Below are 24,824 nucleotides of genomic sequence, written 5' to 3' on the forward strand. Positions count from 1 at the left end.
GCGGTTGTCTCCTGGTGGGAATGGGTCTTTGGGCCCGTGCGAGAGAATACCCCCGTGGCCATCCCTCAGACCTTCATCCAGGAACTGCTCAACCGCGTGGACGTGGTCGACGTGGTGGGTCGCTACGTGCAGCTCAAAAAGGGCGGCGCCAACCTCATGGGCCTGTGCCCGTTCCACGGCGAGAAGTCGCCCTCGTTCAGCGTCAGCCCGACCAAGCAGTTCTATCACTGCTTCGGCTGCGGGGCCAACGGCAACGCCATCGGCTTCCTGATGGAGCACGCCGGCATGAGCTTCATCGAGGCGGTGAAAGACCTCGCCCAGCAGACCGGCATGCAGATCCCGGAAGACGACGCCTCGCCGCAAGACCGCGAGCGCGCGGCCCAGCAGCGCCAGAAACAGGTCACGCTGACCGACGTGCTGGAAAAAGCCGCGCTGGCCTACGCCAAACACCTGAAGGCAGCCCCGCGGGCAGTGGACTACCTCAAGGGCCGCGGCCTGTCAGGCCAGATCGCCAAGACCTTCGGCCTGGGCTACGCGCCCGAGGGCTGGCGCGCGCTGGCCAGCGTGTTCCCCGACTACCAGGACCCCCTGCTGGTCGAGTCGGGCATGGTGATCGAGCACGAAGACGAAAAAGGGGCGGACGGGCAGTCCAAACGCTACGACCGGTTTCGCGACCGCATCATGTTTCCGATCCGCAACGTCAAGGGCGAGTGCATCGGCTTTGGTGGACGCGTGCTCGACAAGGGCGAGCCCAAGTACCTGAACTCCCCCGAGACGCCGGTGTTCAGCAAGGGCCGCGAGCTCTACGGTCTGTTCGAAGGCCGCACCGCCATCCGCGTGGCGGGCTACGCGCTGGTGACCGAGGGCTACATGGACGTGGTGGCCCTGGCCCAGCTCGGCTTTGCCAATGCCGTGGCCACGCTGGGCACGGCCTGCACGCCCGACCACGTGCAGAAGCTCTTTCGCTTCACCGACAGCGTGGTGTTCAGCTTCGACGGCGACGGCGCAGGCCGCCGCGCGGCCCGCAAGGCACTCGACGCCGCCCTGCCCCTGGCCACCGACACGCGCAGTGTGAAGTTCCTGTTCCTGCCTGCAGAGCACGACCCCGACAGTTTCATCCGCGCCAACGGCGAGGCCGCGTTCGCCCAGTGCGTGAAAGACGCGGTTCCGCTCTCGCGCTTCCTGATCGAGGCGGCCAGCGCCGACTGCGATCTCTCCAGCGCCGAAGGCCGCGCCCGCATGGCCAGCCAGGCCCGCCCGCTGTGGAGCGCACTGCCCGACGGCGCGTTGAAGCGCCAGTTGATCGGAGAGCTCTCCACCAGCATCGGCATCGGTAGCTCGGATTTGCTGCAGCTCTGGCAACAGGCCGGTGGATCGCGCGCGCCCCGCTCTTCCGGACCGGCGCCGGCCCAGTCGTCGCCCGATGCGGGCTACGACGGCGGCGCTTCCTACGAATCGTCGGCCAGCGCCTACGAATCCAGCGCCGGCAACTACCGCAGCGACAGCGGCAGCTACGGGAAAAAGGGCTACAGCAAATGGCGCAAAGGCCCACCTCCACCGCCGCGCATGCTGGGCACGCGCCGCGCCGGGGGCAGCCGCGCCGACCGCGCCGTGGGTCTGCTGCTGGCCAACGCGCAAGCCTGGGAAGGCCTCTCGGCCGACGACCACAGCCTGCTGGCCCACCTGCCCGCGCCCCATGGCGCGCTGTTTGCCTGGCTCGAAGCCCAACTGCACGAACACGGCCCGCAGCCCTGGGCCGCGCTGCGCGAGGCCTTGCGCGGGCACGAGCACGAGCTGTTTGCCTGCACGCAGGTGGAGCAGGTGCCGCCCAGCGACGACCCGGCATCCGAACTCTCCGAGCTGGGCGATGTGATGAACCGCCTGCGCCGGGACGGCCTGGAGGCCCAGGCGCGCCAGCTGGCCGACCTCGTGGCCCAAGGCGACGCGGGCGCGCTGGACGACTACAAGCGCGTGAGTGCCCAGCTCGCCGCGCTGAAAACCAGCGCTGCAACCTAGCCAAATACGGGCAGCGCGGTATAATCCACGGCTTTGCACCGCAAGCGCGACAGCAGCACCTCCGGCACCGGCCCGGCCCCTGAACAGGGCTACATGGACACTTCTCCTGGCCACCTCAGCGCCCCCCTCGGGCCTGACGGAACCCCCGCAAGGACTGCACACCAAATGTTCGCCCCAACAGCTTGCAGGCCTGCCCTTTCCGGCGAAAGGCAGGTGTTGTGCCCAACAAAATCACCGGGGTGGACCGCGTTGCGCGGCCTTCAGGCGTTTTTTGTGTGTTCTGCCGGTTCCAGTTCGACATTTTTCTGAGGTCCTCATGCCCGCGAAGAAATCCAGCACGCCCGTCTCGTCCAGCACAAAACCCGCCACGAAGGCCGTTTCACGCGCCACCGCCCCGGCTTTGCCCCCGAAGAAAGCTCCTGCTGTGACCGACAAGACCCCTGCCAAAGCCGCCGCCAAGGCCGCTCCCGCCAAAAAGACCGCTGCCAAGGCCAAGCCCGAAGCTCTCGACACCGAGTTGCTTGTAGACGCGCCCGCCAAGAAAAAAGCAGGCCGCCCGGCCAAGGCCGCTGCCGACGACAAGCCCGCAGCCAAACGCGGTCGCAAGCCCAAGGCGGACAGCAAGTCCTCCGGTGGCGACATGGACGACGCCGACCTGAGCGACATCGAAGACGACCTGACGGGTGAAGTCGAAGCAGAAGCGGTCGACACCACGTCGACCACGACCGAGAAGGTCAAGCCACTGCGCATGAAGATCAGCAAGGCGAAAGAGCGCGCGCTGATGAAGGAATTCGGCCTGGACGAAACCGTCCTGTCCGAAGAAGAAGCGCGCAACCGCCGCGAACGCCTCAAGACCCTGATCAAGCTGGGCAAGACGCGCGGCTACCTCACGCACGGCGAAATCAACGACCACCTGCCCGACAAGCTGGTCGAGGCCGAAACGCTGGAAGTCGTGGTCTCGCTGCTCAACGACATGGGCGTGGCGGTGTATGAGCAGACGCCCGACGCCGAAACGCTGCTGCTGAACAACACCGGCCCCACCGCCGCCACCGAAGAAGAAGCCGAAGAAGAAGCCGAAGCTGCGCTGTCCACCGTGGACAGCGAATTCGGCCGCACCACCGACCCCGTGCGCATGTACATGCGCGAAATGGGCACCGTGGAGCTGCTCACTCGCGAAGGTGAAATCGAGATCGCCAAGCGCATCGAAGGCGGCTTGAACGACATGATGGCCGCCATCAGCGAAAGCCCGGCCACCATCGCCGAGATCCTGGTGATGGCCGAAGACATCCGCAGCGGCAAGGTGGTCATCTCCACCGTGGTCGACGGTTTTGCCGACGCCGACGCGGCCGACGACTACGTGGCCGAAGAAGACTTCGACGACTACGACGAAGCCGACGACGACGATGGCAAGGGCGGCTCCAAGGCGCTGACCCGCAAGCTCGAAGAACTCAAGCGCGAAGCGCTCGACCGCTTCGACGCCATGCGCGTGCTGTTTGAAAAACTGCACAAGACCTACGACAAGGAAGGCTACGGTACGCCGACCTACCTGAAGACGCAGAAAGCCATCACCGAAACGCTGATGTCGATCCGCTTCACCGCCAAGGCCATCGAGAAGCTGTGCAGCACCATGCGCAACCAGGTGGACGACGTGCGCAAGAAAGAGCGCGAGCTGCGCCGCATCATCGTGGACAAGTGCGGCATGCCGCAGGAGAAGTTCATCGCCGACTTCCCGGCCAACCTGCTCAACCTGAAATGGGTCGAGAAGCAGGCCGCCGCCGGCAAGCCCTGGAGCGTGGTGATGGAGCGCAACATCCCGCCGGTGCAGGAACTGCAGACCGGCCTGATGAACATCCAGAGCAGCGTGGTTGTGCCGCTGGCGCACCTCAAGGACATCCACAAGCGCATGAACTCGGGCGAGTCCACCTCGCGCGACGCGAAGAAGGAAATGATCGAGGCCAACCTGCGTCTCGTGATCTCGATTGCGAAGAAGTACACCAACCGCGGCCTGCAGTTCCTGGACCTGATCCAGGAAGGCAACATCGGTCTGATGAAGGCGGTGGACAAGTTCGAATACCGCCGCGGCTACAAATTCTCGACCTACGCCACGTGGTGGATCCGTCAGGCCATCACCCGCTCGATCGCCGACCAGGCGCGCACCATCCGGATTCCGGTGCACATGATCGAGACCATCAACAAGATGAACCGCATCAGCCGCCAGCACTTGCAAGAGTTTGGTTTCGAGCCCGATGCGTCCATCCTGGCCGAGAAGATGGAGATGCCCGAAGAGAAGATCCGCAAGATCATGAAGATCGCCAAAGAGCCGATCTCCATGGAAACGCCGATCGGCGACGACGACGATTCACACTTGGGCGACTTCATCGAAGACCAGGCCAACACCGCGCCCATCGAGGCTGCGATGCAGGCCGGCCTGCGCGAAGTGGTCAAGGAAATCCTTGACAGCCTCACGCCACGCGAAGCCAAGGTGCTGCGCATGCGTTTCGGCATCGAGATGTCCACCGACCACACGCTGGAAGAAGTGGGCAAGCAGTTCGACGTGACCCGCGAACGCATCCGCCAGATCGAAAGCAAGGCGGTGCGCAAGCTCAAGCACCCCAGCCGCTCGGACAAGCTGCGCAGCTTCATCGACACGCTGTAAGGCGGTGTTGGTTGAACAAGAAAACGGGAGCCAGTGGCTCCCGTTTTTTTGGCTGGACTGTTTCTCTGAAAGGTTTTCTGAATCCTTGCTCAACACGGATTCAGGGTGCCTCGAATCCGACTCATCTTCAGCCTGGAAGTGACATCTGGCTCAGGCGCGCATAGGCGACCGCTTCTCGTTCCGGGTCGCTCAGGAGACCAGGCAAGGCATTCGTGAATGCGGGCAAGGCCAGCAAACTGGCCACGGATTGGCCGATGTGGACCCGAACATCGTCGGACGCAGCCTTGACCTCCTGCGCGAGTGTGGCGCGCCCCTCGACCACAGTCAGGATGTCTTCCAGGTCATGGCTGACAAACACATCGTTGCGACCCCGATCCCTGAAAGCTTCGAATTTGGTGGCCAAAAAGTACGGTGCTGAGAGGTGTCGCAGAAACAAGCCGTCTTCCAAAACGGTACGCACCGCCGAGCCGAAGCCCGCGCGGTACCACCGATTGGCAAAACCCAGCACGTTTTCGTCCACCGGCACCAGGTCAAGCTGCATGCGATTCCAGAACCAGCGAAAAGGCGGCGTGTTGTCGGCCATGGTCTGCTTGAAGCCACGCAGCATGAGTTGGTCGGTCAACTGGTGGTAGCCCACCAGCGACGCCACCTCGACGATGGCATCCACATCTTCCGTCGGCCGGACGTCCATCAGGCTCGGGTTGTCGATCAGCAAGCCGGTGGCGCAACCGCCCACGAACACCACCTGCTCGCACAGCGGCCCCATGGCACGCACCATGCCCATCAACAGCGCCAGGTTCGGGTCAGCCATGAAGCTTCTCCCTGCGCGGCTCGGAAGCCCCCGGATCGATCAAGGTCAGCAGCCGCTCCGCGGCCATGTTCCGCTCTCGTGCTTTGCCCACTCGCAAGGCATCGAACAACGCCAGCATTTCGTAGAGCTTTCCGTCTTGCATGGCGGCGAAGGGCACCGAAGGGTGCAGCGGCTCCACACCCACGCCGCGCGCCGAGCCGTTGGGATGCGGCCAGACAAAGTCGGTGCCGCCAGGAGCGAACACGCCGGCGAACGCTGGAGCGCTGTGGCTCGTGGGCACGCCAACGGCCAGCGGCAAACGCACGCCGGGAAATGCGTACTTGGCCCCGTGCAAGGTGAACTCTGCCAGCGCCTGGGCGTGGACCCGCACCGGGTTGTCCAACGTGCCTGCGTTTTCAGAGGGCACTGAACTGCTGCGCACCCGTTTGCGCGTGACTCTGTAGATGCCCTGCGGCTCTTGGAGCGACTGCGTTTCGGCACCGGGCGTGCCTGTTGTCACAGCGGATGAAACCCGATTGGGCAACAGCAAACCCGACAGCAAACCTCGCTTCACAGAGGCATGCGCCTCCGAAGCACTGAGCCCCAACGCCTGACCCAGGCGTGCGTATGTCCAACGCTGGTTTCCCCAAACCAACAGCTTGAGAGCAACGAGGAAATCTTGAGGTTTGAGCTGCATTTGATCTGTATTCGCGATTTTCGAATACAGAATCTAACAGAACGAAGACGCTTGCGCAATCCGACACCCTGGCTGTCAGAAACTAACCGCCTGACTTTGCCGAAAAGAAGCTCAGCCAGCCTTTGCAGTCGGCGCCACCAGTGCCCCCAATGCCTCCACCCCCACCGGCGGCTGCGCCAGCCAGGGCAATACAAACGTGCGCTTCGCCAACCCCTCGGCAATGCGCTGCGTTTGCTGGACTTCCCCCACCAGCCGAGCCTGTAGCAGCGGGTCGGTGGTGCCGCTGGCGGCGATGCTTTTGTTGATGACCCAGGCCCAGGGTTCGATGTGGGCGCGGCGCAGGTCGTCTTGCAAGGCGGCGGCCTGGGTGACGGGCGTGATCTCGGGCAGGGTGACGATGACCACGCGGGTGATGCTGGCGTCTTGCAGGCGCATGAGGGGCGTGACGATGTGCAGGCCGCTGGCTCCGCTGCCGTCGGCCCGGGTTTCGTATTGCTGCGTCATCTGGCGGTGGTAGGCGCCGGTGGCGTCCATGAGCAGCAGGCTGTGGCCGGTGGGTGCCGTGTCGAGCACCACGAAGGCGCTGCGCGCGGTGTTGACCACGCGGCTGAAGGCGTGGAACACGGCCACTTCTTCGGTGCAGGGGGATTGCAGATCTTCGAGCAGCAAGGCGCGGCCCTGTTCGTCGAGGTCCTTGCCTTTGCTGGCCACGATCTTGGCGATGTAGGCCTCGGTCTCGGCCTTGGGGTCGATGCGCCCGACCTTCAGGCCTGGGAGACTGCCGTTCAAGGTGTCGGCCACGTGGGCCGCCGGGTCGGTGGTGGTGAGGTGCACGCTGTGACCGCGCTGCACCAGGCCCACGGCCAGCGCGGCGGCGATGGTGGTTTTTCCGACGCCGCCCTTGCCCATGACCATGATCAGGCCATGACCCACGGCGGCGAGTTCGTCGGCCATGCGGCTCAGGGGTTCGGCGGGCAGGCTCGCCTTCCGCTCGGGTTGAGGTTGTTGAAACCCTGCGGGCCCTTCGACTGGCTCAGGGCGAACGGAGGCGCCCAGCAGTCCTCGCAATGCTGGCAATCCCACGGTGTCGAAAGCGCGCAGCGGCACCTCGTCGCGCGGCAGCTGCGCCAGTGCGGCGGGCATCGATGCCATGGCTTCGCGGCCCAGGGCTTCGATGGCGTGGGCGATCGGGTCGCGCGGGTCGGTGGCGTGGAACACGCCGTTGATGGCCAGGCGCTGGTTGCCCAGGCCCAGGCTGCGCAGCTCTTCAGCAGTGCGCGCGGCCTCCTGCATGGGGCGCGGGTCGGGCCGGGTGACGAGCACTACGGTGGTGAGCGCGGGGTCACTCAAAGCCTGCAGAGCGGCGTTGAAGCGGGCCTCCTGCATCTTCAGGCCGGAGTGCGGCCCCAGGCAAGAAGCGCCGCGGTCGTTGTCGGCGAGAAAGCCGCTCCAGGCCTTGGGCAGGCTCAAGAGGCGCAGGGTGTGGCCGGTGGGCGCGGTGTCGAACACCACGTGGTCGTAACGCGCGCCCTCGCCCTCGCCTTCGCTGGCCAGCAGCGCGGCGAACTCGTCGAACGCGGCGATCTCGGTGGTGCAGGCGCCCGAGAGTTGTTCGCGCACGGTGCGGCGCTCGGCCTCGGTGGCGTTGCTGTCCAGCTGCGCGAGCACCCGAAGACGGTAGGCCTCGGCGGCGGCGTCGGGGTCGATGTTGATGACGGAGAGGCCAGGCACACCGGGCACTTTCACCGGTTGGTTCGACAAGGTGATGCCCAGCATGTCGTCCAGGTTGGACGCGGCGTCGGTGCTCACCAGCAGCACGCGCTGGCCCGCGTCGGCCAGCGCAATGGCGGTGGCGGTGGACAGCGAGGTCTTGCCCACCCCGCCTTTGCCGGTGAAAAACAGGAAACGGGTGGGTGTGGCGGCGAAGCCGGGGAGGATGGCGGTGTTCATGCGCCCAGCATGTCACCAACCGAGCCGGCGCGGGCTGATCCGCATCAAGGTGGCGCCCACCCTGCCCGGGTTCAGCCAGGCGGCAGCGTCACCGTCACGGCCAGCCCGGGCTTGGCATTGCGCACGGCAAACGTGCCCCCATGCGCCTGGGCCACCAGGCGGCACAAATACAGACCGAGGCCCACACCGCCGGCGTTGCGGGTGCGGGCGGTGTCGGGGCGGAAGAAGGCCTGGGCGAGGTAGGGCAGTTGGTCGTCGGGCACGCCGGGGCCGTGGTCGCGCACTTCGATCTCGATGCCCTGCCCCGCTTCACCGCTGCGGCGGATGTGCAGCTCCACCGGCAGCGGTGCGTCGGCGCTGTGGCGCAGCGCGTTGTCGAGCAGGTTGCGCAGCAGCAGGCGCACGCGGATGCGGTCCAGCGGCAGCGACGGCAGGTTCGCCGCGGCGTGAAGACGGATGCTGCTGGCCGCGGGCTGGGTGGCGGCGAGGTCGTCGATCACTTCGCGGGCCAACGCGCCTGGGTCGGTCGGTTCGCGGTTCAGCGCGGCGTGGCGGCCGGCCAGGCGCTCGCTTTCCAGCAAGTCGCTGATGAGCCGGGCCATCTCCGCCAGATCGCGCAGCAAGGCCTCGCGCTGGGGTGCGACCTCGTCCGTGTCGGGCAGCAGCTCGGTGTTGAGCCGTGCGCGCGTGAGCGGGCTTCGCAGTTCGTGGCTGATGGCCAGCAGCAGTGCGCGCTGGGCCTCCAACATCTGGTGGATGTCGTGCCCCATGGTGTTGATGGTGATGGCGAGCTGGCCGAGTTCGTCCGGCCCGCCGGGGTGGCGCACGCCGATGGGCTGACCAAACTCGCCGGCTCCAAAGCGCTGCGCGCCCTGGCGGATGTCGTCCAGCGGGCGCAGCAAGCGACGCACATACAGAAACGCCAGCAACGTGAGCACGAGCAGCGCAGTGAGCGTGATACCGAAGAGGCGCGGGCGGCGCTCGAAGGCCGCTTCGTTCAGGCCCACTTCGATGCGGTGGCCATCGGCGGTGGTCCGTTGCAGCAGTCCTTGCCAGTCCTTGTCATCGCCCCAGTCTTCGGGGTCGGGCTGTTTGACGTCGGGGGGCGCATGGCGCTTCCATTCCAGCCGGGGCTGGCCGGGGTGGGAGCGCCAGTTGACCTGCGGGCCGGAGATGTCGACGGTGATGGGCAGGCGTTGTGTGATGGCCTGCGCCCGCTCGGGGCTGGGCACGCTGCCGGCAGGCGCTATGTCCTGGGCCAGGCGGTCCACGTAGTCCATGAGCAGCGGACGCGCCGCATCGCGCCAGCCGACCGAAAACGCCTTCTGCGCGCCTGCGATGAAGGTGAACGCCACGCCCAGCGCCAGCAGCAGGAACACCATCATGAGCCGCAGCTTGAGCGAGCACCGCAACGCAACCAGCGCGCGTTGGTGCCAGCGCCGCGGGCGGGCCAATGCGAGCTTGGAGTTCATCGCGCGATCTTGCGCAGCGCCAGGGAATATCCGGCGTTGCGCAGCGTCTTGATGCAGTCCAGCGGCTCCAGCTTCTTGCGCAGGCGGCTCACCACGATGTCCACCGCACGGGTGTAGAGGTCGGCCTCGTGGCCGCGCAGCTGGTTGAGGATGTCGTCGCGGCTGAACACGCGTCCGCTCTCGCGCGCCAGCAGGTGCAGCAGTTCGAACTCGGTGCCGGTGAGCTCCACCGCTTCGCCCTGGCGAACCACGCTGCGGCGCGCCGGGTCGATGGTCAGGCCCTCGAAGGCCAGCAGACCGGGCGCCGGAGTGCCGTTGGCCGGCCCGTTGTGACCGTGTCGGCGCCGCAGCAGGGTCTGGATGTGCGCCACCAGCTCGCGCGGCTCGAAGGGTTTGGGCAGGTAGGCGTCGGCGCCCAGCTCCAGGCCCACCACGCGGTCCATCACGTCGCCGCGCGCGGTGAGCATGACGACGGGAATGTCGCTTTCCTTGCGGATGGTGCGGCAGAGTTCAAAGCCGTCCATCTCGGGCAGCATCACGTCGAGGATGGCGGCTTCGAACACGCCACTGCGCAGACGCGCCAAACCCTCGCTGGGCTTGTGCGCCTGGGTGAGTTCCAGCTCGAACCGCTGAAAGTAGGTTTTCAGCGGTGGTCCGAGCTGTTCGTCGTCGTCAATCAGCAGAATGCGGTGCATGCGGCATTTTCACACTGCGCTGCTGATGGCGGGACCAGTCAGCCGCGGCCCCAGCCCCGGCGTTTCTGCATCATCTCGCGCACCTCGGCCTGCTGCGTCGGGTTGAGGCTGTCGTAGAAGTCGGCCAGGGCGTTGATCACCTCGGGGCTGCTCACCTGCACCACGCGGGTCTTCTCGTCGAGCAGGCTCAGGGCACGGGCACGGTCGAACTTGTCGCCAGCGACGAGTTGGCGCACCTCGGCACGCGGGTCGGCGGTCTGGCCGATGAAGGCGGTGCGCTGGGCCTGCAGCTTGTCGGCCAGCACGCCGAGTTTCTGCTGCTGCTCGGCATTGAGGTCGAGCTTCTTCGTCACACGGTCGATGACCTTGCCGCGCATCTCGCTCATGCGCTCGGCGCTCATGGGGCCGTGCTCGTGGTGGCCACGCGTGCCGCAGGCGGTGAGGCCACCCACGGCGATGGTGATGCCGGTCAGGGCGATGAGGGAACGTTTGATCCAGGGTTTCATGACGGAGTCCTTGATGAGGATGGGTTGAACATGACCCTGATGGTGCCGACGCCCGTTCATCGCGTCGTCTCGCGGCGGTTTCGGTTTGTTTCGTTTCATGTCGGGCCTGGGCCGCTGCACAATGCGCCAACCGAGCCACCCCGGCACTGTGGAACCCCGCATGAAAACCACCCTGATCCGACGTCTGTTCATCCTGGGCCTCACCAGCCACTGTGCCTTGGCGCTGGCCACGGCCGCGGGCCCCAAGCCAGCGCCGGTGGATTGTTCGACAACACCCGGCACCCAGAGCGCGCTCAACGCCTGCGCCTTTCAGGATTTCGAGAACGCCACCGCCGCCTACAGCGCGGCTTACAAGACCCTGTCCCAAAGCGTGGGCAACAAACAGCGCAAGCTGCTGCGCCAGGTGCAGACCGAATGGATCCAGTACCGCGTGAAGGCCTGTGAGTTCGAGAAGAGCGGCATCGAAGGCGGCAGCGCCGCGCCGATGATCAACTGGCAATGCCAGGCGCGCATGACGCGCGAACGCACGGCAGAGCTGCAGCGGTTTCTGGATTGCCAGGAAGGCGACCTGAGCTGCGTGCGGCAGCCCAAGTAAATCGGGGCCGCAGCGCCAAGCCGCCCCAAGCAAGGCCGCGCCCCCCCCGGGGGGCAGCGACCCGTGCAACGGAGGAGCGTGGGGGCTAGTAAGTCTCGGTATCGACTTCGCGGTTGGCTTGCTCGTTGTAGCGGTTGCCTTTGACCGTTTGCTGGTTGATCAACGCGTCCAGTTTGGCCATGGTGGCCGCATCCAGCTTCACATCGGCCGCACCGACGTTCTCGCGCAGGTGGTCGTCGCTCGCGGTGCCGGGAATGGGCAGGATGTCGTTGCCCAGGTGCAGCAGCCAGGCAATGGCCAACTGCGCAGGCGTGCAGCCCACCTCGCGCGCGATGGCCTGGAACGGTGCGAGCAGCTTCAGGTTGGCCGCGTAGTTCTCGGGTGCAAAACGCGGCATGGTGCGGCGGATGTCCTTGGCATCGAGCGCGCCCACATCGATCTCGCCACACAGGAAACCACGCGCCACCGGGCTGAAGGCCACAAACGCCACGCCGAGTTCACGGCAGGCCTGCAACACCGCGATCTCGGGGTTGCGCGTCCACAGGGAATACTCGGTCTGCAGCGCAGTGATGGGGTGCACCGCGTGCGCCTTGCGCAACGTGGAGGCCGACACCTCGCTCAGGCCGATGGTCTGGATCTTGCCGGCGCGCACCAGATCGCTGAGCCCGCCCACGCTCTCTTCGATCGGCACCTGCTTGTCCCAGCGGTGCAGGTAGTACAGGTCGATCACATCGGTCTTGAGGCGCTTGAGCGCGGCCTCGCAGGTGGCACGGATCGTTTCGGGCCGCCCGTCGATCACACGCACCAGTTTGCCGTCATTGGCCACGTCCACGCCCTGCATGCCGCACTTGCTCGCCAGCGTGAACTCGCTGCGGCGCTTTGACAAGGCCTTGCCCACCAGCGTCTCGCTCACACCAAAGCCGTAGAGCGCGGCGGTGTCGAAATGCGTGATGCCCTGGTCCAGTGCGCTCTGCAGCAGGCGCTCGGCCGCATCGGGGGTGACCGGTGCGCCGTAGGCGTGGCAGATGTTCATGCAGCCCAGGCCAAGGGCCGAGACCTGGAAGGGACCGAGTTGGCGTTGTTGCATGGGATCAGCCGTTCGCGTTCAGTTGTTGTTCCAGCTGGTGCAGCACTTGGTAGCAAGCGAACACCTTCGCCACGCTGGAGTTGGGTTCGCGGCCTTCCTGGATCGCCGCAAAGAATTCGCGGTCCTGGAGCTCGATGCCGTTCATGCTCACCGCGACTTTCGACACGTCGATCTTTTCTTCCTTGCCGGTGAACAGGTCGTCGTAGCGCGCGAGGTAGGTTGCGGTGTCGCCGATGTAGCGGAAGTAGGTGCCCAGCGGGCCGTCGTTGTTGAAGCTCAGGCTCAGCGTGCAAATGGCGCCGTTGGCGGCTTTCAGCTGGATGCTCATGTCCATGGCAATGCCCAGCGCCGGGTGGATCGGGCCCTGGATGGCGTTGGCCTGCACGATCGGACTGCCGCACTGGTAGGCGAACAGGTCGACCGTGTGCGCGGCGTGGTGCCACAGCAGGTGGTCGGTCCAGCTGCGCGCCTGACCCAGCGCGTTGGTGTTGGTGCGGCGGAAAAAGTAGGTCTGCACATCCATCTGCTGGATGTTGAACCGGCCCGCCGTGATTTCGTTGTGCACGTACTGGTGGCTGGGGTTGAAGCGGCGCGTGTGGCCACACATCGCGACCAGCCCGGTCTTCTTCTGCTCGTCCACCACGGCCTGGGCACCGGCCAGGCTGTCGGCCAGCGGAATCTCCACCTGCACGTGTTTGCCGGCCTTCAGGCAGGCCAGCGTCTGCTCGGCGTGCATCTGCGTGGGCGTGCAGAGGATGACGGCGTCAAGCTCCTTGAGCGCCAGGCTCTCGGCCAGATCGGTGGTCACGTGCTGGATGCCGTACTTCGTCGCGACTTCCTGCGTCTTGTCGAGTTCGCGCCCGATGAGCGAAATGACTTCAACGCCGTCGATGTTCTTGATGCCGTCGAGGTGTTTGATGCCGAAGGCACCGGCGCCGGCGAGGGCGACTTTGATGGTCTTTGTCATGTCAGGTGTTCTCCAGGATCAGGTGGCCCACGGCCGTGTTGCTCGCAGGCACATGGTAGAAGCGGCGCACGGCCTTGGGCTTGGGCCCACCGGCCGCGTCGGCCATGGCGCCACGCGCGATCAGCCACATCACGAGTTCGATGCCTTCGCTGCCGGCTTCGCGCACGTAGTCGATGTGAGGGATGCTGGCCGCGGCTTCCGGGTCGTCGATCAGCTTGTCGAGAAAAGCGTTGTCGAAGTCCTTGTTGATGAGACCCGCACGCGGGCCTTGCAACTGGTGGCTCATGCCGCCCGTGCCCCAGATCTGCACGTTGAGGTCTTCGTCAAAACTCGCCACCGCCTTGGCAATGGCCTTGCCCAGGTTGTAGCAACGCCGTCCGCTGGGCACCGGGTACTGCACCACGTTGACCGCGAACGGGATCACCGGGCAAGGCCAGGCCTCGGGCTGGCCGCACATGAGCGACAGCGGCACGGTCAGGCCGTGGTCCACGTCCATCTTGTTGACGATGGTGAGGTCGAAGTCCTGCTGGATCACCGACTGCGCGATGTGCGCCGACAGCTCGGGGTGACCCATCACCTTGGGCACCGGGCGCGGGCCCCAGCCCTCGTCCGCCGGCTGGTACTCGGCCGCGGTGCCGATGGCAAAGGTCGGGATCATGTCCAGGCTGAAGGCGGTGGCGTGGTCGTTGAAAACCAGCAGGATCACGTCGGGCTTGTTCTCCTTGAGCCACTGCTGACCGAACTCATAGCCCTGAAAGACCGGCTGCCAGTAGGGCTCGTGGGTCTTGCCGAGATCGAGCGCGGCGCCGATGGCGGGCACGTGGGAGGTGTAGACGGATGCGGTGATGCGTGCCATGTCAGTTCGCTTTCTGGCTCGCCGAGCCTTGTGGTTGGCGGTGCGCCTGGGCCGTGCCGTCTTCGCCAACGACGCGGTTGCCTTCCACCGAGCGGCCACCGGCGATCATCATGTTGCGGTACTCCTCTTCGGTCATGCCGGTCATGGAGCCTGCCATCTGCTGGAAGCTCTTGCCGTCGGTGGCGCCGATCTTGGCGAGGAAATAGATGTTGCCGCCGAGGCGGATACACCAGTTGAGGTCGCGCGCGAGCACGGCCTGCTTCTGCTCTTCCGTCATGTCCCATTCGTTCAGGTAGGCACGTTCGTCCTTCTTGAAACGCTCGCGGTTCTCGGCCTTCATCAGGCTCATGCAGAACTGGTTGAGCCAGTAGCCCTTGCGGCTTTGCTCTGCGTCGAAGATGGTCGTGCCGGGCACGTCCAGGTAGGGTTTGTCCAGCGCCATGATCAGTTCTCCTCGGGCCAGTAAAGCTTCATCGGATTGGTGACGAGCAGCTTCTTCTGCGCCTCGGCCGTGGGCGCAATCTGTGGGATGAAGTCCACCAGCAGGCCGTCATCGGGCATGTGGTCCTTCAGGTTGGGGTGGGGCCAGTCGGTGCCCCAGAGCACGCGATCGGGAAACTCTTCCATCACCTTGCGCGCAAACGGCACCACGTCCTGGTAGGCGGCCTGCTCGCCGTTCAAGGCCTTGGGGCCGGTGATGCTCAAACGTTCCGGGCAGCTCACCTTGCTCCACACATTGGGGTGCTGGCGCATGAACTTGAGGAACAGCTCGAACTCCGGGCCGTCCACCGGCTTGCTCACGTCGGGCCGGCCCATGTGGTCCACCACCACGGTGGTGGGCAATGCGGTGAAGAAGTCCCACAGCTCGGGCAGGTCCACCGCTTCGAAATAGATCACCACATGCCAGCCCAGCTTCTGGATGCGCGCGGCAATCTCCATCAACTCGTCCTTGGGCGTGAAGTCGACCAGGCGCTTGACGAAGTTGAAACGCACGCCGCGCACGCCGGCGGCGTGCAGTGCCTGCAGCTCGTCATCGGTCACGCTGCGCTTGACCGTGGCCACGCCGCGCGCCTTGCCATCGCTGTGCACCAGCGCATCGACCAACGCGCGGTTGTCCGCACCGTGGCAGGTGGCTTGCACCACCACGTTGCGAGCGAAACCGAGGTGGTCGCGCAAGGCGAACAGCTGCGCCTTGCTCGCATCGCACGGTGTGTACTTGCGCTCGGGCGCGTAGGGAAATTCAGCACCGGGGCCGAACACGTGGCAATGCGCGTCCACGGCGCCGGCAGGCAACTGAAAACGCGGTTTGCTTGGGCCGGCATACCAGTCCAGCCAGCCGGCGGTCTTGGTGAAATCACCCGAAGTTGGTTTGCTCATGAGAGAGTCTTTCAAAAACAGATCGAACGCCAACGAGGCGGCGAGCGGAGTGAGGCGGCGGTGCGATTTGCTGGCCGAAGGACTGATGAGCCCAGCCGCCTAAATCCGCTCGCCGCCGGCCCCACCGGAGAAAAATCAGTCGATGTACCGCAAGCCAGCTTTCTCCAGCGGCTCCCGCATCTTGTACATGTCCAGCCCCAGCACGCCACCGGCCAGCTTGGCGCGCTTCTCGCCCTCGAAACTCTCACGGTGCTGCGCTGCCTCCAGCGTGGTCACCGCGCGTGCCGCGGGCACACACACCACACCATCGTCGTCCGCCACGATCACATCGCCAGGCGTCACCAGCATGCCGGCACACACGATGGGGATGTTCACCGACCCCAGCGTGGCCTTGATCGTGCCCTTGCTGCTGATCGCCTTGCTCCACACCGGGAAGCCCATGCGCTGCAGTTCCTTCACGTCGCGCACACCGCCGTCGATGATCAGGGCACGCGCACCACGCGCCTGGAACGACGTGGCCAGCAGGTCGCCGAAGAAACCGTCGGTGCACTCCGCCGTGACCGTGGCCACCACGATGTCACCCGGCTGGATCTGCTCCGCCGCCACGTGCATCATCCAGTTGTCACCGGGCTGCAGCAGCACCGTGACCGCCGTGCCGCTCACCTGGCAGCCCGGGTAGATCGGGCGCATGAAAGGTTTGAGCAGGCCCACACGGCCCATGGCCTCGTGCACCGTGGCCGAACCCAAGGCTGCCAGGCCATCGGCGGCTGCGCGGTCTGCGCGTTTGATGTTGCGATAGACAACGCCAAGTTCGTACATGTCAGATCCCCTTCGCCTTGAGGCGTGAGTCGAGTCGGGAAAACACGCGGCGCACATTGCCTTCATAGATCTGGTGCTTGTCGTCCGCACTCAGGATCTTCGACGCTTCGATGTAGCGCTTGGTGTCGTCGTAATAGTTGCCCGTGGTCGGGTCGATGCCGCGCACCGCGCCGATCATCTCGCTGGCGAACAGCACGTTCTTCACCGGGATCACGGTGTTGAGCAGGTCGATGCCGGGCTGGTGGTAGACGCAGGTGTCGAAGAACACGTTGTTCATCAGATGCGTGTCCAGCAGCGGCTTTTTCATCTCCTGCGCGAGACCGCGGAAGCGGCCCCAGTGGTAAGGCACCGCGCCGCCGCCGTGGGGAATCAGGAACTTCAGTGTCGGGAAGTCCTTGAAAAGGTCGCCCTGGATCAGCTGCATGAAGGCCGTGGTGTCGGCGTTGAGGTAGTGCGCGCCGGTGGTGTGAAAGCAGGCGTTGCAGCTGGTGCTCACGTGGATCATGGCCGGCAGGTCGTGCTCCACCATCTTCTCGTAGATGGGGTACCAGTGCTTGTCGGTCAGCGGCGGACTGGTCCAGTGACCGCCCGACGGATCGGGGTTGAGGTTGATGCCGACCGCACCGTATTGCTGGACACACTTCTCCAGCTCGGGAATGCAGGTGGCCGGGTCCACGCCCGGGCTCTGCGGCAGCATGGCCACCGGCACAAAATGGTCGGGGAACAGTTCGCTCACGCGGAAGCAGAGTTCGTTGCAGATGGCGGCCCAGGTGCTGGAGACGTTGAAGTCGCCGATGTGGTGTGCCATGAAACTCGCGCGCGGGCTGAACAGCGTGATGTCGCTGCCGCGCTCCTTCATCAGCTTGAGCTGGTTGGTCTCGATGGACTCGCGCAACTCGTCGTCGCTGATCTTGAGGTCGGCCACTTTGGGCATCGCAGCCGGGTCCTTGATGCCCGCGATCTGTGCGTTGCGCCAGTTCTCCAGCGCCTTGGGCGCCGTGGTGTAGTGGCCGTGGCAATCGATGATGAGGCTCATGTTGTCTCCTGGGTTTCTTGTAGTGGTGTGAGGCGGCTCAGGCGGGCTCCATGCCCTGTCGCCGCTTGGCGTCGGCCGCTGCCGGCGCCGTCATGTGCGCGAGCATGGCGCGCACCGCATCGGTCTTGTCGGTGCGCAGCGGAATGCCGGCGGAAAACGTGGTGATGATCTGGATGGCGGGCGGCAAAGGGCCGGCTATTGCGATGCCGGCCACACCCAGCAGTTCGCTGAGCTGTTGAAAGCCCAGTTCCACCTCGCCGCGCGCCACCAGCGACGCCACCGGCACACCGGGTGGGGCCTGCACGGTGCGGCCCTGGATCTGCCCGGTGATGCCCCAGCGCTCGAACAGCTTGGCCAATGCAACGCCACTCGGTCCGGTGGAATAGCTGATGCTGCGCGCGGCCAGCACGGCGCTGCGCACCGCGTCTTCCGAACCCAGGTCGGGGACCGGCGTGCCTTCGCGCACCGCAGCGGCCACGCCCGAGCGCACGAGGTCCACACGGCTGCCGGGTTGCAGGTGGCCCGCGGCGATCAGCTTGTCGATCGCGTCCGAAGCCAGGATGACGACATCGAACGCCTCACCCGCCTGCACCCGACGGGCAGCGTCCACGCCACCCACGGATTCGATGGCCACCGACACATCGCTCGCCGCTTCGTACCCCGCCACCAGCTCGGCCAGCACCTGGCGCGTCGCCATGGATGAAATGCCTTGCAGGCGTGTCTTGGGCGTGGGTGGGGTGGATGGATGGGACATGGTGCTCAGGCGGGGACGGTGGATTGTGGACCCAGCCTCACCGCGAGAAAAGTCACATGACCGGCTAGCAGCTAGAACGAAATTACATAACTATGATCAATCCCTGTTTACACCTTCCGTTCGACCGCCCGCTGCCATGGACCTCAAGCAACTCGAATACTTTGTGCGTGTGGCCGAGCTCGGCAGTTTCACCCGGGCCTCGATGGCGCTGAACGTGGCGCAGCCCGCGCTGTCTCGCCAGGTGCGCCTGCTCGAAGTGGAGCTGCGCCAGAACCTACTGGTGCGCAACGGCCGCGGTGCCACGCCCACCGAAGCCGGCAAGCTGCTGCTGGCGCACGGCCGGGGCATCCTGCACCAGGTCGAGCGCGCGCGCGAGGAGCTGGGCCGCGTGCGCGGTGCGCTCGCCGGGCGCGTCGCCATCGGGCTGCCGCCCAGCCTGGCGCGGGTGCTCACCGTGCCGCTCACGCGTGCCTTTCGCGCGAAGCTGCCCGAGGCCAGCCTGTCCATCAGCGAAGCGCTCTCGGTGACCATGCTCGAATGGCTGACCACCGGGCGGCTGGACATTGCCGTGCTCTACAACGCACAACCGGTGGCCGAGATCGAGATCCACCCGCTGCGCGACGAAGAATTGCTGCTGATCGAGCCGCGTCCGCCGGGCCTGAGCGAAGACCCGCCCACCGCGATCGGCCTGCGCGAGGTGGCCGAGCTGCCGCTGGTGATCCCGAGCCGACCCAACGCCATTCGCATGCAGGTGGAAACCGAAATGGCCAACATCGGCTGCCGGCCCAATGTGGCACTGGAGATCGACGGCGTGTCGGCCATCCTCGATCTGGTGGCCGACGGTGCGGGCGCCGCCCTGCTTTCGCGCAACGCCGTGGCCAGCTCGATCCGGCCCTCGGCCTACCGCATGCGGTCGGTGCAACCACCGCTGAAAACACGCCTGTGCCTGGCCACCAGCTCACAACGCCCGGCCACGCTCACACAGCAAAAAACACTGGAACTGATCCGCCAGACCCTGGACGCACTCGACGCACGCTGACCAGAGCCCGGGTGTCCCTCATTGTTTGGGGATACCGGCGCGCTCGATGACGCCGCTCCAGCGGCGGATGTCGGAAGCCAGCAGCGCGGCGGTCTGCTCGGGGGTCGACGAGCGCGCGTCGATGTTGAGGCCGCGCAGTTTCTCGCGCACGCCCGGGTCGGCCAGCGTGGTGGCGATGTCGCGCTGCAGGCGGTCCACCACCGGGCGCGGCGTCTTCGACGGCACGGCCAGCGCGTTCCACGACGAGGCCACGAAGTCCTTCACGCCGGCTTCCAACGCGGTGGGCACGTCGGGCAGCACGATGGAGCGCTTCTCGCCGGTCACGGCCAGGGCGCGCACGGCGCCGCCTTGAATCTGCGTGAGCATGGGCGCGAGGATCTCCACCGCCACGTCCACCTGTTGGCCACGGATCGCACCGATCAGCGCGGGTGTGCCATTGAAGGGCACGACCTGCGCGTCGATGCCGGCGGTGCTCTTGAACAGCTCGGCCGCCAGGTTCTGCGTGCTGCCGATGTTGATGCTGCCCACGTTGAGCTTGCCGGGGTTGGCCTTGCCGAAGGCCACCAGCTCGCCCAGCGTCTTGTGGGGCGAGGTGGCGGGCACCACCACGGCGATGTCGAAATAGCCGAGCGTGGAAACCGGCGTGAAGTCTTTCACCGTGTCGAACGGCAGGCTCTTGAAAAGCCCGGCGGTGACCGCGGTGCCGTTGGACATGAGGAACATGGTGTGGCCGTCGGGCTCGGCGCGCGCCACCGTGTCGGCCGCCACCACGCCACCGGCACCGGGCCGGTTCTCGATCACCACCGACTGGCCCAGCAGCTCGGCGAGCTTCTGCGCCACGATGCGCGCGGTGAGATCGCCCACGCCTCCGGCCGCGAACGGCACGACGATGCGCACGTTCTTCGACGGAAACGCAGCTTGCGCATGGACAGGCCCGACCGCCAGGGCCGCGAGGGACAAGGCGGCACCCAGCAGGGTGCGGCGGATGGTGGAAGGCTGCGAATTCATGGTGTCTCCTAGGGTGGTGAAACAGGGTGGGCGGTAGAAAACGTATCAGAGCCGCAGCACAAACAAGGTGATGCCTGGAAACGCCACCAGGATGGCGGTTCGGATCATGTCGCTGGCCACGAAAGGCATGATGGCCCGGTAGGTCTGGGTGATGGGCGTGTCCTTGGCCATCGAGTTGATGACGAAGAGGTTCATGCCCACCGGCGGTGTGATCAAGCCGACCTCCACCACAATCAGCACCAGGATGCCGAACCAGATGGCGAACTCCTCGGGCGAGAGGCCGAAGTCGAGCACGGTCACGATGGGGAAGAACACCGGGATGGTGAGCAGGATCATGGACAGCGAGTCCATGAAACAACCCAGGATCACATACAGCACCAGGATGGCGACCAGCACCAGCCAGGGGTTGAGGCCGGAGGCCGCGACCATCTGCGCGGTTTCCTGCGGCAGTTGCGACAGCGCCAGGAACGTGTTGTAGAGCCCTGCGCCCAGCACGATCATGAAGATCATGCCGGTGGCCACCGCCGTGCCCAGCACGGCGCCCAGCAAGGTCTTGCGGTTCAGGCCGCCACCCATCCAGGCCGCCAGACCGGTGCCGAACGCTCCGATGGCCGCACCTTCGGTGGGCGTGAACAGGCCGCTGTAGATGCCGCCGACCACGGCCACAAAGATCAGCATGACCGGCCACACCTTGGCGGTTGCGGCCCAGCGTTCCTTCATCGGCATGGGCGGCATGGAGCCCACGTCTTGAGGCTTCACGCGGGCGTAGATGGCAATCACGATCATGTAGCCGAGCGCGGCCAGGATGCCGGGCACAAACGCCGCGAGGAACAGCTTGGCGATGTTCTGCTCGGTCAGGATGGCGTAGATCACCAGCACCACCGAGGGCGGGATCAGGATGCCCAGCGTGCCACCGGCGGCCAGCGTGGCGGTGGAGATGCCGCCCGCATAACCGGCGCGCTTGAGCTCGGGCAGGGCCACCTGGCCCATGGTCGCAGCGGTGGCCAGCGAAGAGCCGCAGATGGCACCAAAGCCGGCGCACGCACCCACGGCCGCCATGGCCACGCCGCCCTTGCGGTGACCGATCCAGGCCTCGGCCGCCTTGAACAGCGCCTGCGACAAACCCCCCAGGGCAGCAAACTGGCCCATGAGCAGAAACAGCGGAATCACGGACAGCGAGTAGTTCGAGAAGGTGCTGTAGGTCACCTGCTTGAGCTGGTTGAAGATCGGCACGTAGCTGCCGTAGATGGCCCAGGCGCCGCCCAGGCCGCAGAGCAGCATGGACAGACCGATGGGCACGCGGATGAAGATCAGCAGCAACAAGACCGGGAACGACCAGGCCGCAAGTTCGATACCGGTCATGCGGGGCTCCCGATCTGCAGGGTGAACAGTGAAGGTGTCATGTGAAGGTTCATCTCAGTGGCCGGCGTTGGCGTCAACCGTCCAGCCCGCGGGTTCTTTGGCCAGACCCAGCTGCGTGAGCGTCTTGGCGAGGTAGCAAAGGCAGCCCACGACAGCACCCACCAGGCAGACCGCGTAGGCCCACCACATCGGCATGGCCAGGATGAAGGTGGTCTCCAGGTATTCGCGCTTCTCCAGCATGCCTTCCCAGAGCTTCCAGGTCAGCACCAGCCAGACCAGCAGCATCAGCACATCGCTGATGGCCACCACAGCCCGCTGGGCCCAGGCCGGCATGTGCATGTAGAGCAGGTCCACCGTGGCGTGGCCGCCCTTGAGATAACACCAGGGCAGGAAGAAGAACACGGCGATGCCGGTGCCGATCTCCACCAGTTCAAAGTCGCCGGGCACGGGGCCCAGGCCGACGTCGATCAGTGCACGGCCCGAGACGCTGACGACGATCATCAGCGTGATCGCGGTGAGCACGAGGCCGCCGGCAATGGCCAGCCAGTTGGCCAGGCGGTAGATGAAACCAATCATTCGGTGCGCTTTCTGAAAATGGGCCGGAAAACCAACCCGGCATTGTCCGCCAACTGCGGTGGGCTCAAAACCGGTCTCACCCAATAAAAAAGCCGTCCCCTCAGCGAGGACGGCCTGCCTCCGTGGACCGGTTTACTTCGAGTGCTTGGCGATCAACGCGCGGGCTTCAGACACCAGCTTGGCGCCGTCGATGTTCTTGCCCTTCATCTCGTTGATCCAGTCGGTCTCCACCGTGGCCGCCGTGCGCCTCCAGCGCTGGGTCTCGGCCAGGTCGAGCGCCACGATGTTGTTGCCGGCGCGCTGAGCGATGCCCAAGCCCACCTTGTCACCCTCGTCCATGGCGCGACCGAACATGGCGGCCGTCTCGATGCCGGAGTTCTTGTCGATCACGGCCTTGAGGTCCGCCGGCAGCTTGTCATAGGAAGCCTTGTTCATCGAGAACGCGAAGGTCTGCGTGTAGAGGCCTTCCTTGCCGGCGAAGGTCGTGTGGTTCTTCACCAGCTCACTCACCTTCAGCGCCGGCGTCACCTCCCAGGGAATGGTGGTGCCGTCGATCACACCCTTGGACAGGGCTTCGGTCACGGCCGGCACCGGCATGCCCACGGGCGTGGCGCCCAGCTTGGTCAACATGTTGTTGATCACGCGCGAACCGCCTCGCACCTTCATGCCGCGCAAGCTCTCCAGACCGGTCACCGGCGACTTGGTGTGAAACAGGCCCGGGCCGTGGGTGTGCACGGCGATCAGCTTCACGTCCTTGAATTCGTCGGCCGCAAACTTCTCCACATATTCCTGGATGGCGCGCGACGACTGCTCTGCCGAACCGCTCATGAATGGCAGTTCGAACACCTCGGTCTTGTTGAAGCGGCCCGGGGTGTAACCCAGCACTGTCCAGGTCAGGTCGACAATGCCGTCCTTGGCCTGGTCGAACAACTGCGGTGGCGCACCACCGAGCTGCATGGCGTGGAACAGCTGGACCTTGATCTTGCCGCCGGACTCGGCTTCCACCTTCTGCGCCCAGGGGATCAGGGCCTTGGCGGGAATGGTGGCCTGCGGCGGCAGCATCTGGTGCAGGCGCAAGGTGACGGTCTGGGCCATGGCAGTGCCGCCCATGGTGACGGCGGCGATGGCGCCCAGGGCCAACAGTGCGGTGCGGCGGCTGAGGAAAGTCATGGTTTGTCTCCGGTTTGAGGATGGTTGGGCCCGGGTGACGGGCAACAGTTCCCGGCCCCGGATCGCTTCTATTCGAACACCCGGACTGTGCATGGACCATGGTGTTAACGCCAGTGTGAGAAAAGACTTTCAGATATGCCGTTATTTTATGAAACGACCTTCAATGGCCGCGCAGGAGCGGTTGACCGGGCCACGATGGCCTTTTGCCACGATGGCAGTAAAGTCGCCGCTCCACACCACAACGAGGAAGACACATGACATTGCGCAGCCACCCGCCCTTTCGCGCCGACCACGTCGGCAGCTTCCTGCGCCCGGCCTACCTGCTCGAAGCGCGTGACCAGTTCTTCAACCAGAAAAGCATCTCCGCCGAACAACTCCGCGCGGTGGAAGACCGGGCCATCACCGAGATCGTGAAGTTCCAGGCCGACGTGGGCCTCTCCTCGATCACCGACGGTGAATTCCGCCGCACCTACTTCCACATCGACTTCCTGGAGCAGCTCGGCGGCGTCAAGACCGACATCCCGGTCACCATCGTGCGCCCCGACGGCACCGAAGAGCTGGCACCACCGGTGATCCGCGTGATCGACAAGGTGCGCCACGCCAAGAACATCCAGCTGGCCGATTTCCAGTTCCTCAAGGCGCAGGTGGAAGCGCTGGGCAAGCCCGGCCTCACACCCAAGGTGACGATTCCCTCGCCGACCATGCTGCACTTCCGCGGCGGGCGCGCCGGCATCAGCAAGGTGGCCTACCCCGAGCTCGACCCCGAGTTTTACGACGACGTGGCCAAGGCCTACGGTGAAGAACTGCAAAGCCTGGCCGACGCCGGCTGCACCTATGTGCAGATGGACGACACCAACATGGCCTATCTGTGTGACGAGCGCATGCGCGAAGCCGCCCGCAGCCGCGGCGACGACCCGAACGAACTGCCGCACCGCTACGCCCAGTTCATCAACAAGGTGGTGGCGCACAAGCCCGCCGGCATGACGCTGGCCATGCACCTGTGCCGCGGCAACTTCAAGAGCACGCACGCTGCAGCCGGCAATTACGAACCGGTGGCCGAAGCGCTGCTGAGCGAGATGAAGCTCGACGCGTTCTTCCTCGAATACGACGACGACCGCTCCGGCGACTTCCGCCCTCTGCGCTATTTATCCAAAGACAAGATCGTGGTGCTCGGCCTGGTGACCACCAAGTTCGGCCAGCTGGAAACCAAGGACGCGCTCAAGCGCCGCATTGAAGAAGCCGCCAAATACGCGCCGCTCGACCAGATGTGCCTGTCGCCGCAGTGCGGTTTCTCCAGCACGGTGCACGGCAACAACATCGCGATGGAAGACCAGCGGCGCAAGCTGGCGCTGGTGGTGGAAACCGCCCAGGAAGTCTGGGGCTGAGCCAACGCAAA

At 65.4% G+C, this 24,824-nt stretch carries 23 protein-coding genes; 5 read left to right on the forward strand and 18 right to left on the reverse strand.

Going from position 1 to position 24,824, the window contains the following annotated elements; translation table 11 throughout:
- The first annotated feature begins 54 nt into the window (after positions 1-54).
- Both dnaG and rpoD read left to right on the forward strand, forming a co-directional pair.
- The gene (dnaG, locus tag BSY239_RS10940) at positions 55-2,016 is read left to right on the forward strand and encodes a DNA primase (protein WP_069048932.1); all 1,962 of its coding nucleotides are present in this window, start codon (positions 55-57) and stop codon (positions 2,014-2,016) included.
- A 316-nt stretch (positions 2,017-2,332) separates the two neighbouring features.
- The gene (gene rpoD, locus BSY239_RS10945; RefSeq protein ID WP_069046874.1) at positions 2,333-4,672 is read left to right on the forward strand and encodes an RNA polymerase sigma factor RpoD; all 2,340 of its coding nucleotides are present in this window, start codon (positions 2,333-2,335) and stop codon (positions 4,670-4,672) included.
- A gap of 127 nt (positions 4,673-4,799) precedes the next feature.
- Here the strand turns inward: rpoD and BSY239_RS10950 are convergent, their stop codons facing one another.
- The 6 genes from BSY239_RS10950 to BSY239_RS10975 all read right to left on the reverse strand — a co-directional run bounded on the left by BSY239_RS10950 (position 4,800) and on the right by BSY239_RS10975 (position 10,782).
- The gene (locus BSY239_RS10950) at positions 4,800-5,483 is read right to left on the reverse strand and encodes a hypothetical protein (RefSeq protein WP_069046875.1); all 684 of its coding nucleotides are present in this window, start codon (positions 5,481-5,483) and stop codon (positions 4,800-4,802) included.
- On the reverse strand, positions 5,476-6,159 hold the full coding sequence (locus BSY239_RS22070) for a L,D-transpeptidase (protein WP_083239925.1): 684 nt from the start codon (positions 6,157-6,159) through the stop codon (positions 5,476-5,478). Before BSY239_RS22070 ends, BSY239_RS10950 begins: the two co-directional genes overlap by 8 nt.
- 111 nt (positions 6,160-6,270) lie before the next feature.
- Positions 6,271-8,109: an arsenical pump-driving ATPase gene (arsA, locus tag BSY239_RS10960; protein ID WP_069046877.1), complete on the reverse strand. Its 1,839-nt coding sequence runs from the start codon at positions 8,107-8,109 to the stop codon at positions 6,271-6,273.
- 71 nt (positions 8,110-8,180) lie between these two features.
- Entirely contained in the window at positions 8,181-9,581 is a 1,401-nt protein-coding gene (locus BSY239_RS10965) for a HAMP domain-containing sensor histidine kinase (RefSeq protein WP_069046878.1), read from the reverse strand.
- The gene (locus BSY239_RS10970; protein WP_069046879.1) at positions 9,578-10,276 is read right to left on the reverse strand and encodes a response regulator transcription factor; all 699 of its coding nucleotides are present in this window, start codon (positions 10,274-10,276) and stop codon (positions 9,578-9,580) included. The genes BSY239_RS10965 and BSY239_RS10970 overlap by 4 nt, the downstream gene beginning before the upstream one ends.
- A 38-nt stretch (positions 10,277-10,314) precedes the next feature.
- A complete protein-coding gene (locus BSY239_RS10975) occupies positions 10,315-10,782 on the reverse strand; it encodes a Spy/CpxP family protein refolding chaperone (RefSeq protein WP_069046880.1) in 468 nt (155 codons plus the stop codon).
- 160 nt (positions 10,783-10,942) lie between these two features.
- Between BSY239_RS10975 and BSY239_RS10980 the strand changes: the two genes are divergently transcribed.
- On the forward strand, positions 10,943-11,377 hold the full coding sequence (locus BSY239_RS10980; RefSeq protein WP_172823097.1) for a lysozyme inhibitor LprI family protein: 435 nt from the start codon (positions 10,943-10,945) through the stop codon (positions 11,375-11,377).
- An 85-nt stretch (positions 11,378-11,462) separates the two neighbouring features.
- On the opposite strand, the gene BSY239_RS10985 is transcribed toward BSY239_RS10980, so the two are convergent.
- From BSY239_RS10985 to BSY239_RS11020, 8 genes are all read right to left on the reverse strand, one after another.
- Positions 11,463-12,464 carry an aldo/keto reductase gene (locus tag BSY239_RS10985; protein ID WP_069046881.1) on the reverse strand — a complete coding sequence of 334 codons (1,002 nt, stop codon included), beginning with the start codon at positions 12,462-12,464 and terminating at the stop codon, positions 11,463-11,465.
- A gap of 4 nt (positions 12,465-12,468) precedes the next feature.
- Positions 12,469-13,431: a Gfo/Idh/MocA family oxidoreductase gene (locus BSY239_RS10990; RefSeq protein WP_069046882.1), complete on the reverse strand. Its 963-nt coding sequence runs from the start codon at positions 13,429-13,431 to the stop codon at positions 12,469-12,471.
- Between the two features lies 1 nt (position 13,432).
- On the reverse strand, positions 13,433-14,287 hold the full coding sequence (locus BSY239_RS10995; protein WP_069046883.1) for a class III extradiol dioxygenase subunit beta: 855 nt from the start codon (positions 14,285-14,287) through the stop codon (positions 13,433-13,435).
- 1 nt (position 14,288) lies between these two features.
- Entirely contained in the window at positions 14,289-14,729 is a 441-nt protein-coding gene (ligA, locus tag BSY239_RS11000) for a protocatechuate 4,5-dioxygenase subunit alpha (protein ID WP_069046884.1), read from the reverse strand.
- Between the two features lie 2 nt (positions 14,730-14,731).
- Positions 14,732-15,664, reverse strand: coding sequence for an amidohydrolase family protein (locus tag BSY239_RS11005; protein WP_069046885.1), 933 nt, complete (start codon positions 15,662-15,664; stop codon positions 14,732-14,734).
- A gap of 135 nt (positions 15,665-15,799) precedes the next feature.
- Positions 15,800-16,483 carry a 4-carboxy-4-hydroxy-2-oxoadipate aldolase/oxaloacetate decarboxylase gene (gene ligK / locus BSY239_RS11010; protein ID WP_069046886.1) on the reverse strand — a complete coding sequence of 228 codons (684 nt, stop codon included), beginning with the start codon at positions 16,481-16,483 and terminating at the stop codon, positions 15,800-15,802.
- 1 nt (position 16,484) lies between these two features.
- Positions 16,485-17,519, reverse strand: coding sequence for an amidohydrolase family protein (locus BSY239_RS11015; protein ID WP_069046887.1), 1,035 nt, complete (start codon positions 17,517-17,519; stop codon positions 16,485-16,487).
- Between the two features lie 37 nt (positions 17,520-17,556).
- Complete coding sequence (locus BSY239_RS11020; protein WP_236944051.1) at positions 17,557-18,273, reverse strand: substrate-binding domain-containing protein; 717 nt, start codon at positions 18,271-18,273, stop codon at positions 17,557-17,559.
- 136 nt (positions 18,274-18,409) lie between these two features.
- On the opposite strand from BSY239_RS11020, the gene BSY239_RS11025 reads away from it, so the two are divergent.
- Positions 18,410-19,312, forward strand: a complete 903-nt coding sequence (locus BSY239_RS11025) for a LysR substrate-binding domain-containing protein (RefSeq protein WP_069046889.1) — start codon at positions 18,410-18,412, stop codon at positions 19,310-19,312.
- Between the two features lie 18 nt (positions 19,313-19,330).
- Here BSY239_RS11025 and BSY239_RS11030 read toward each other — a convergent pair whose 3' ends face one another.
- The 4 genes from BSY239_RS11030 to BSY239_RS11045 form a co-directional block, all read right to left on the reverse strand.
- A complete protein-coding gene (locus BSY239_RS11030; RefSeq protein ID WP_069046890.1) occupies positions 19,331-20,320 on the reverse strand; it encodes a Bug family tripartite tricarboxylate transporter substrate binding protein in 990 nt (329 codons plus the stop codon).
- Between the two features lie 45 nt (positions 20,321-20,365).
- Positions 20,366-21,682 carry a TRAP transporter large permease gene (locus BSY239_RS11035; RefSeq protein WP_069046891.1) on the reverse strand — a complete coding sequence of 439 codons (1,317 nt, stop codon included), beginning with the start codon at positions 21,680-21,682 and terminating at the stop codon, positions 20,366-20,368.
- A 54-nt stretch (positions 21,683-21,736) separates the two neighbouring features.
- A complete protein-coding gene (locus BSY239_RS11040; protein WP_069046892.1) occupies positions 21,737-22,258 on the reverse strand; it encodes a TRAP transporter small permease in 522 nt (173 codons plus the stop codon).
- Between the two features lie 132 nt (positions 22,259-22,390).
- Entirely contained in the window at positions 22,391-23,428 is a 1,038-nt protein-coding gene (locus BSY239_RS11045) for a TRAP transporter substrate-binding protein (RefSeq protein ID WP_069046893.1), read from the reverse strand.
- Between the two features lie 254 nt (positions 23,429-23,682).
- Here BSY239_RS11045 and BSY239_RS11050 point away from each other — a divergent pair, with 254 nt between their 5' ends.
- Positions 23,683-24,813: a 5-methyltetrahydropteroyltriglutamate--homocysteine S-methyltransferase gene (locus tag BSY239_RS11050; RefSeq protein ID WP_069046894.1), complete on the forward strand. Its 1,131-nt coding sequence runs from the start codon at positions 23,683-23,685 to the stop codon at positions 24,811-24,813.
- Positions 24,814-24,824 lie beyond the last annotated feature (11 nt).

Origin of the sequence: Hydrogenophaga sp. RAC07, assembly GCF_001713375.1 — a bacterium.
Classification (GTDB): domain Bacteria; phylum Pseudomonadota; class Gammaproteobacteria; order Burkholderiales; family Burkholderiaceae_C; genus Hydrogenophaga.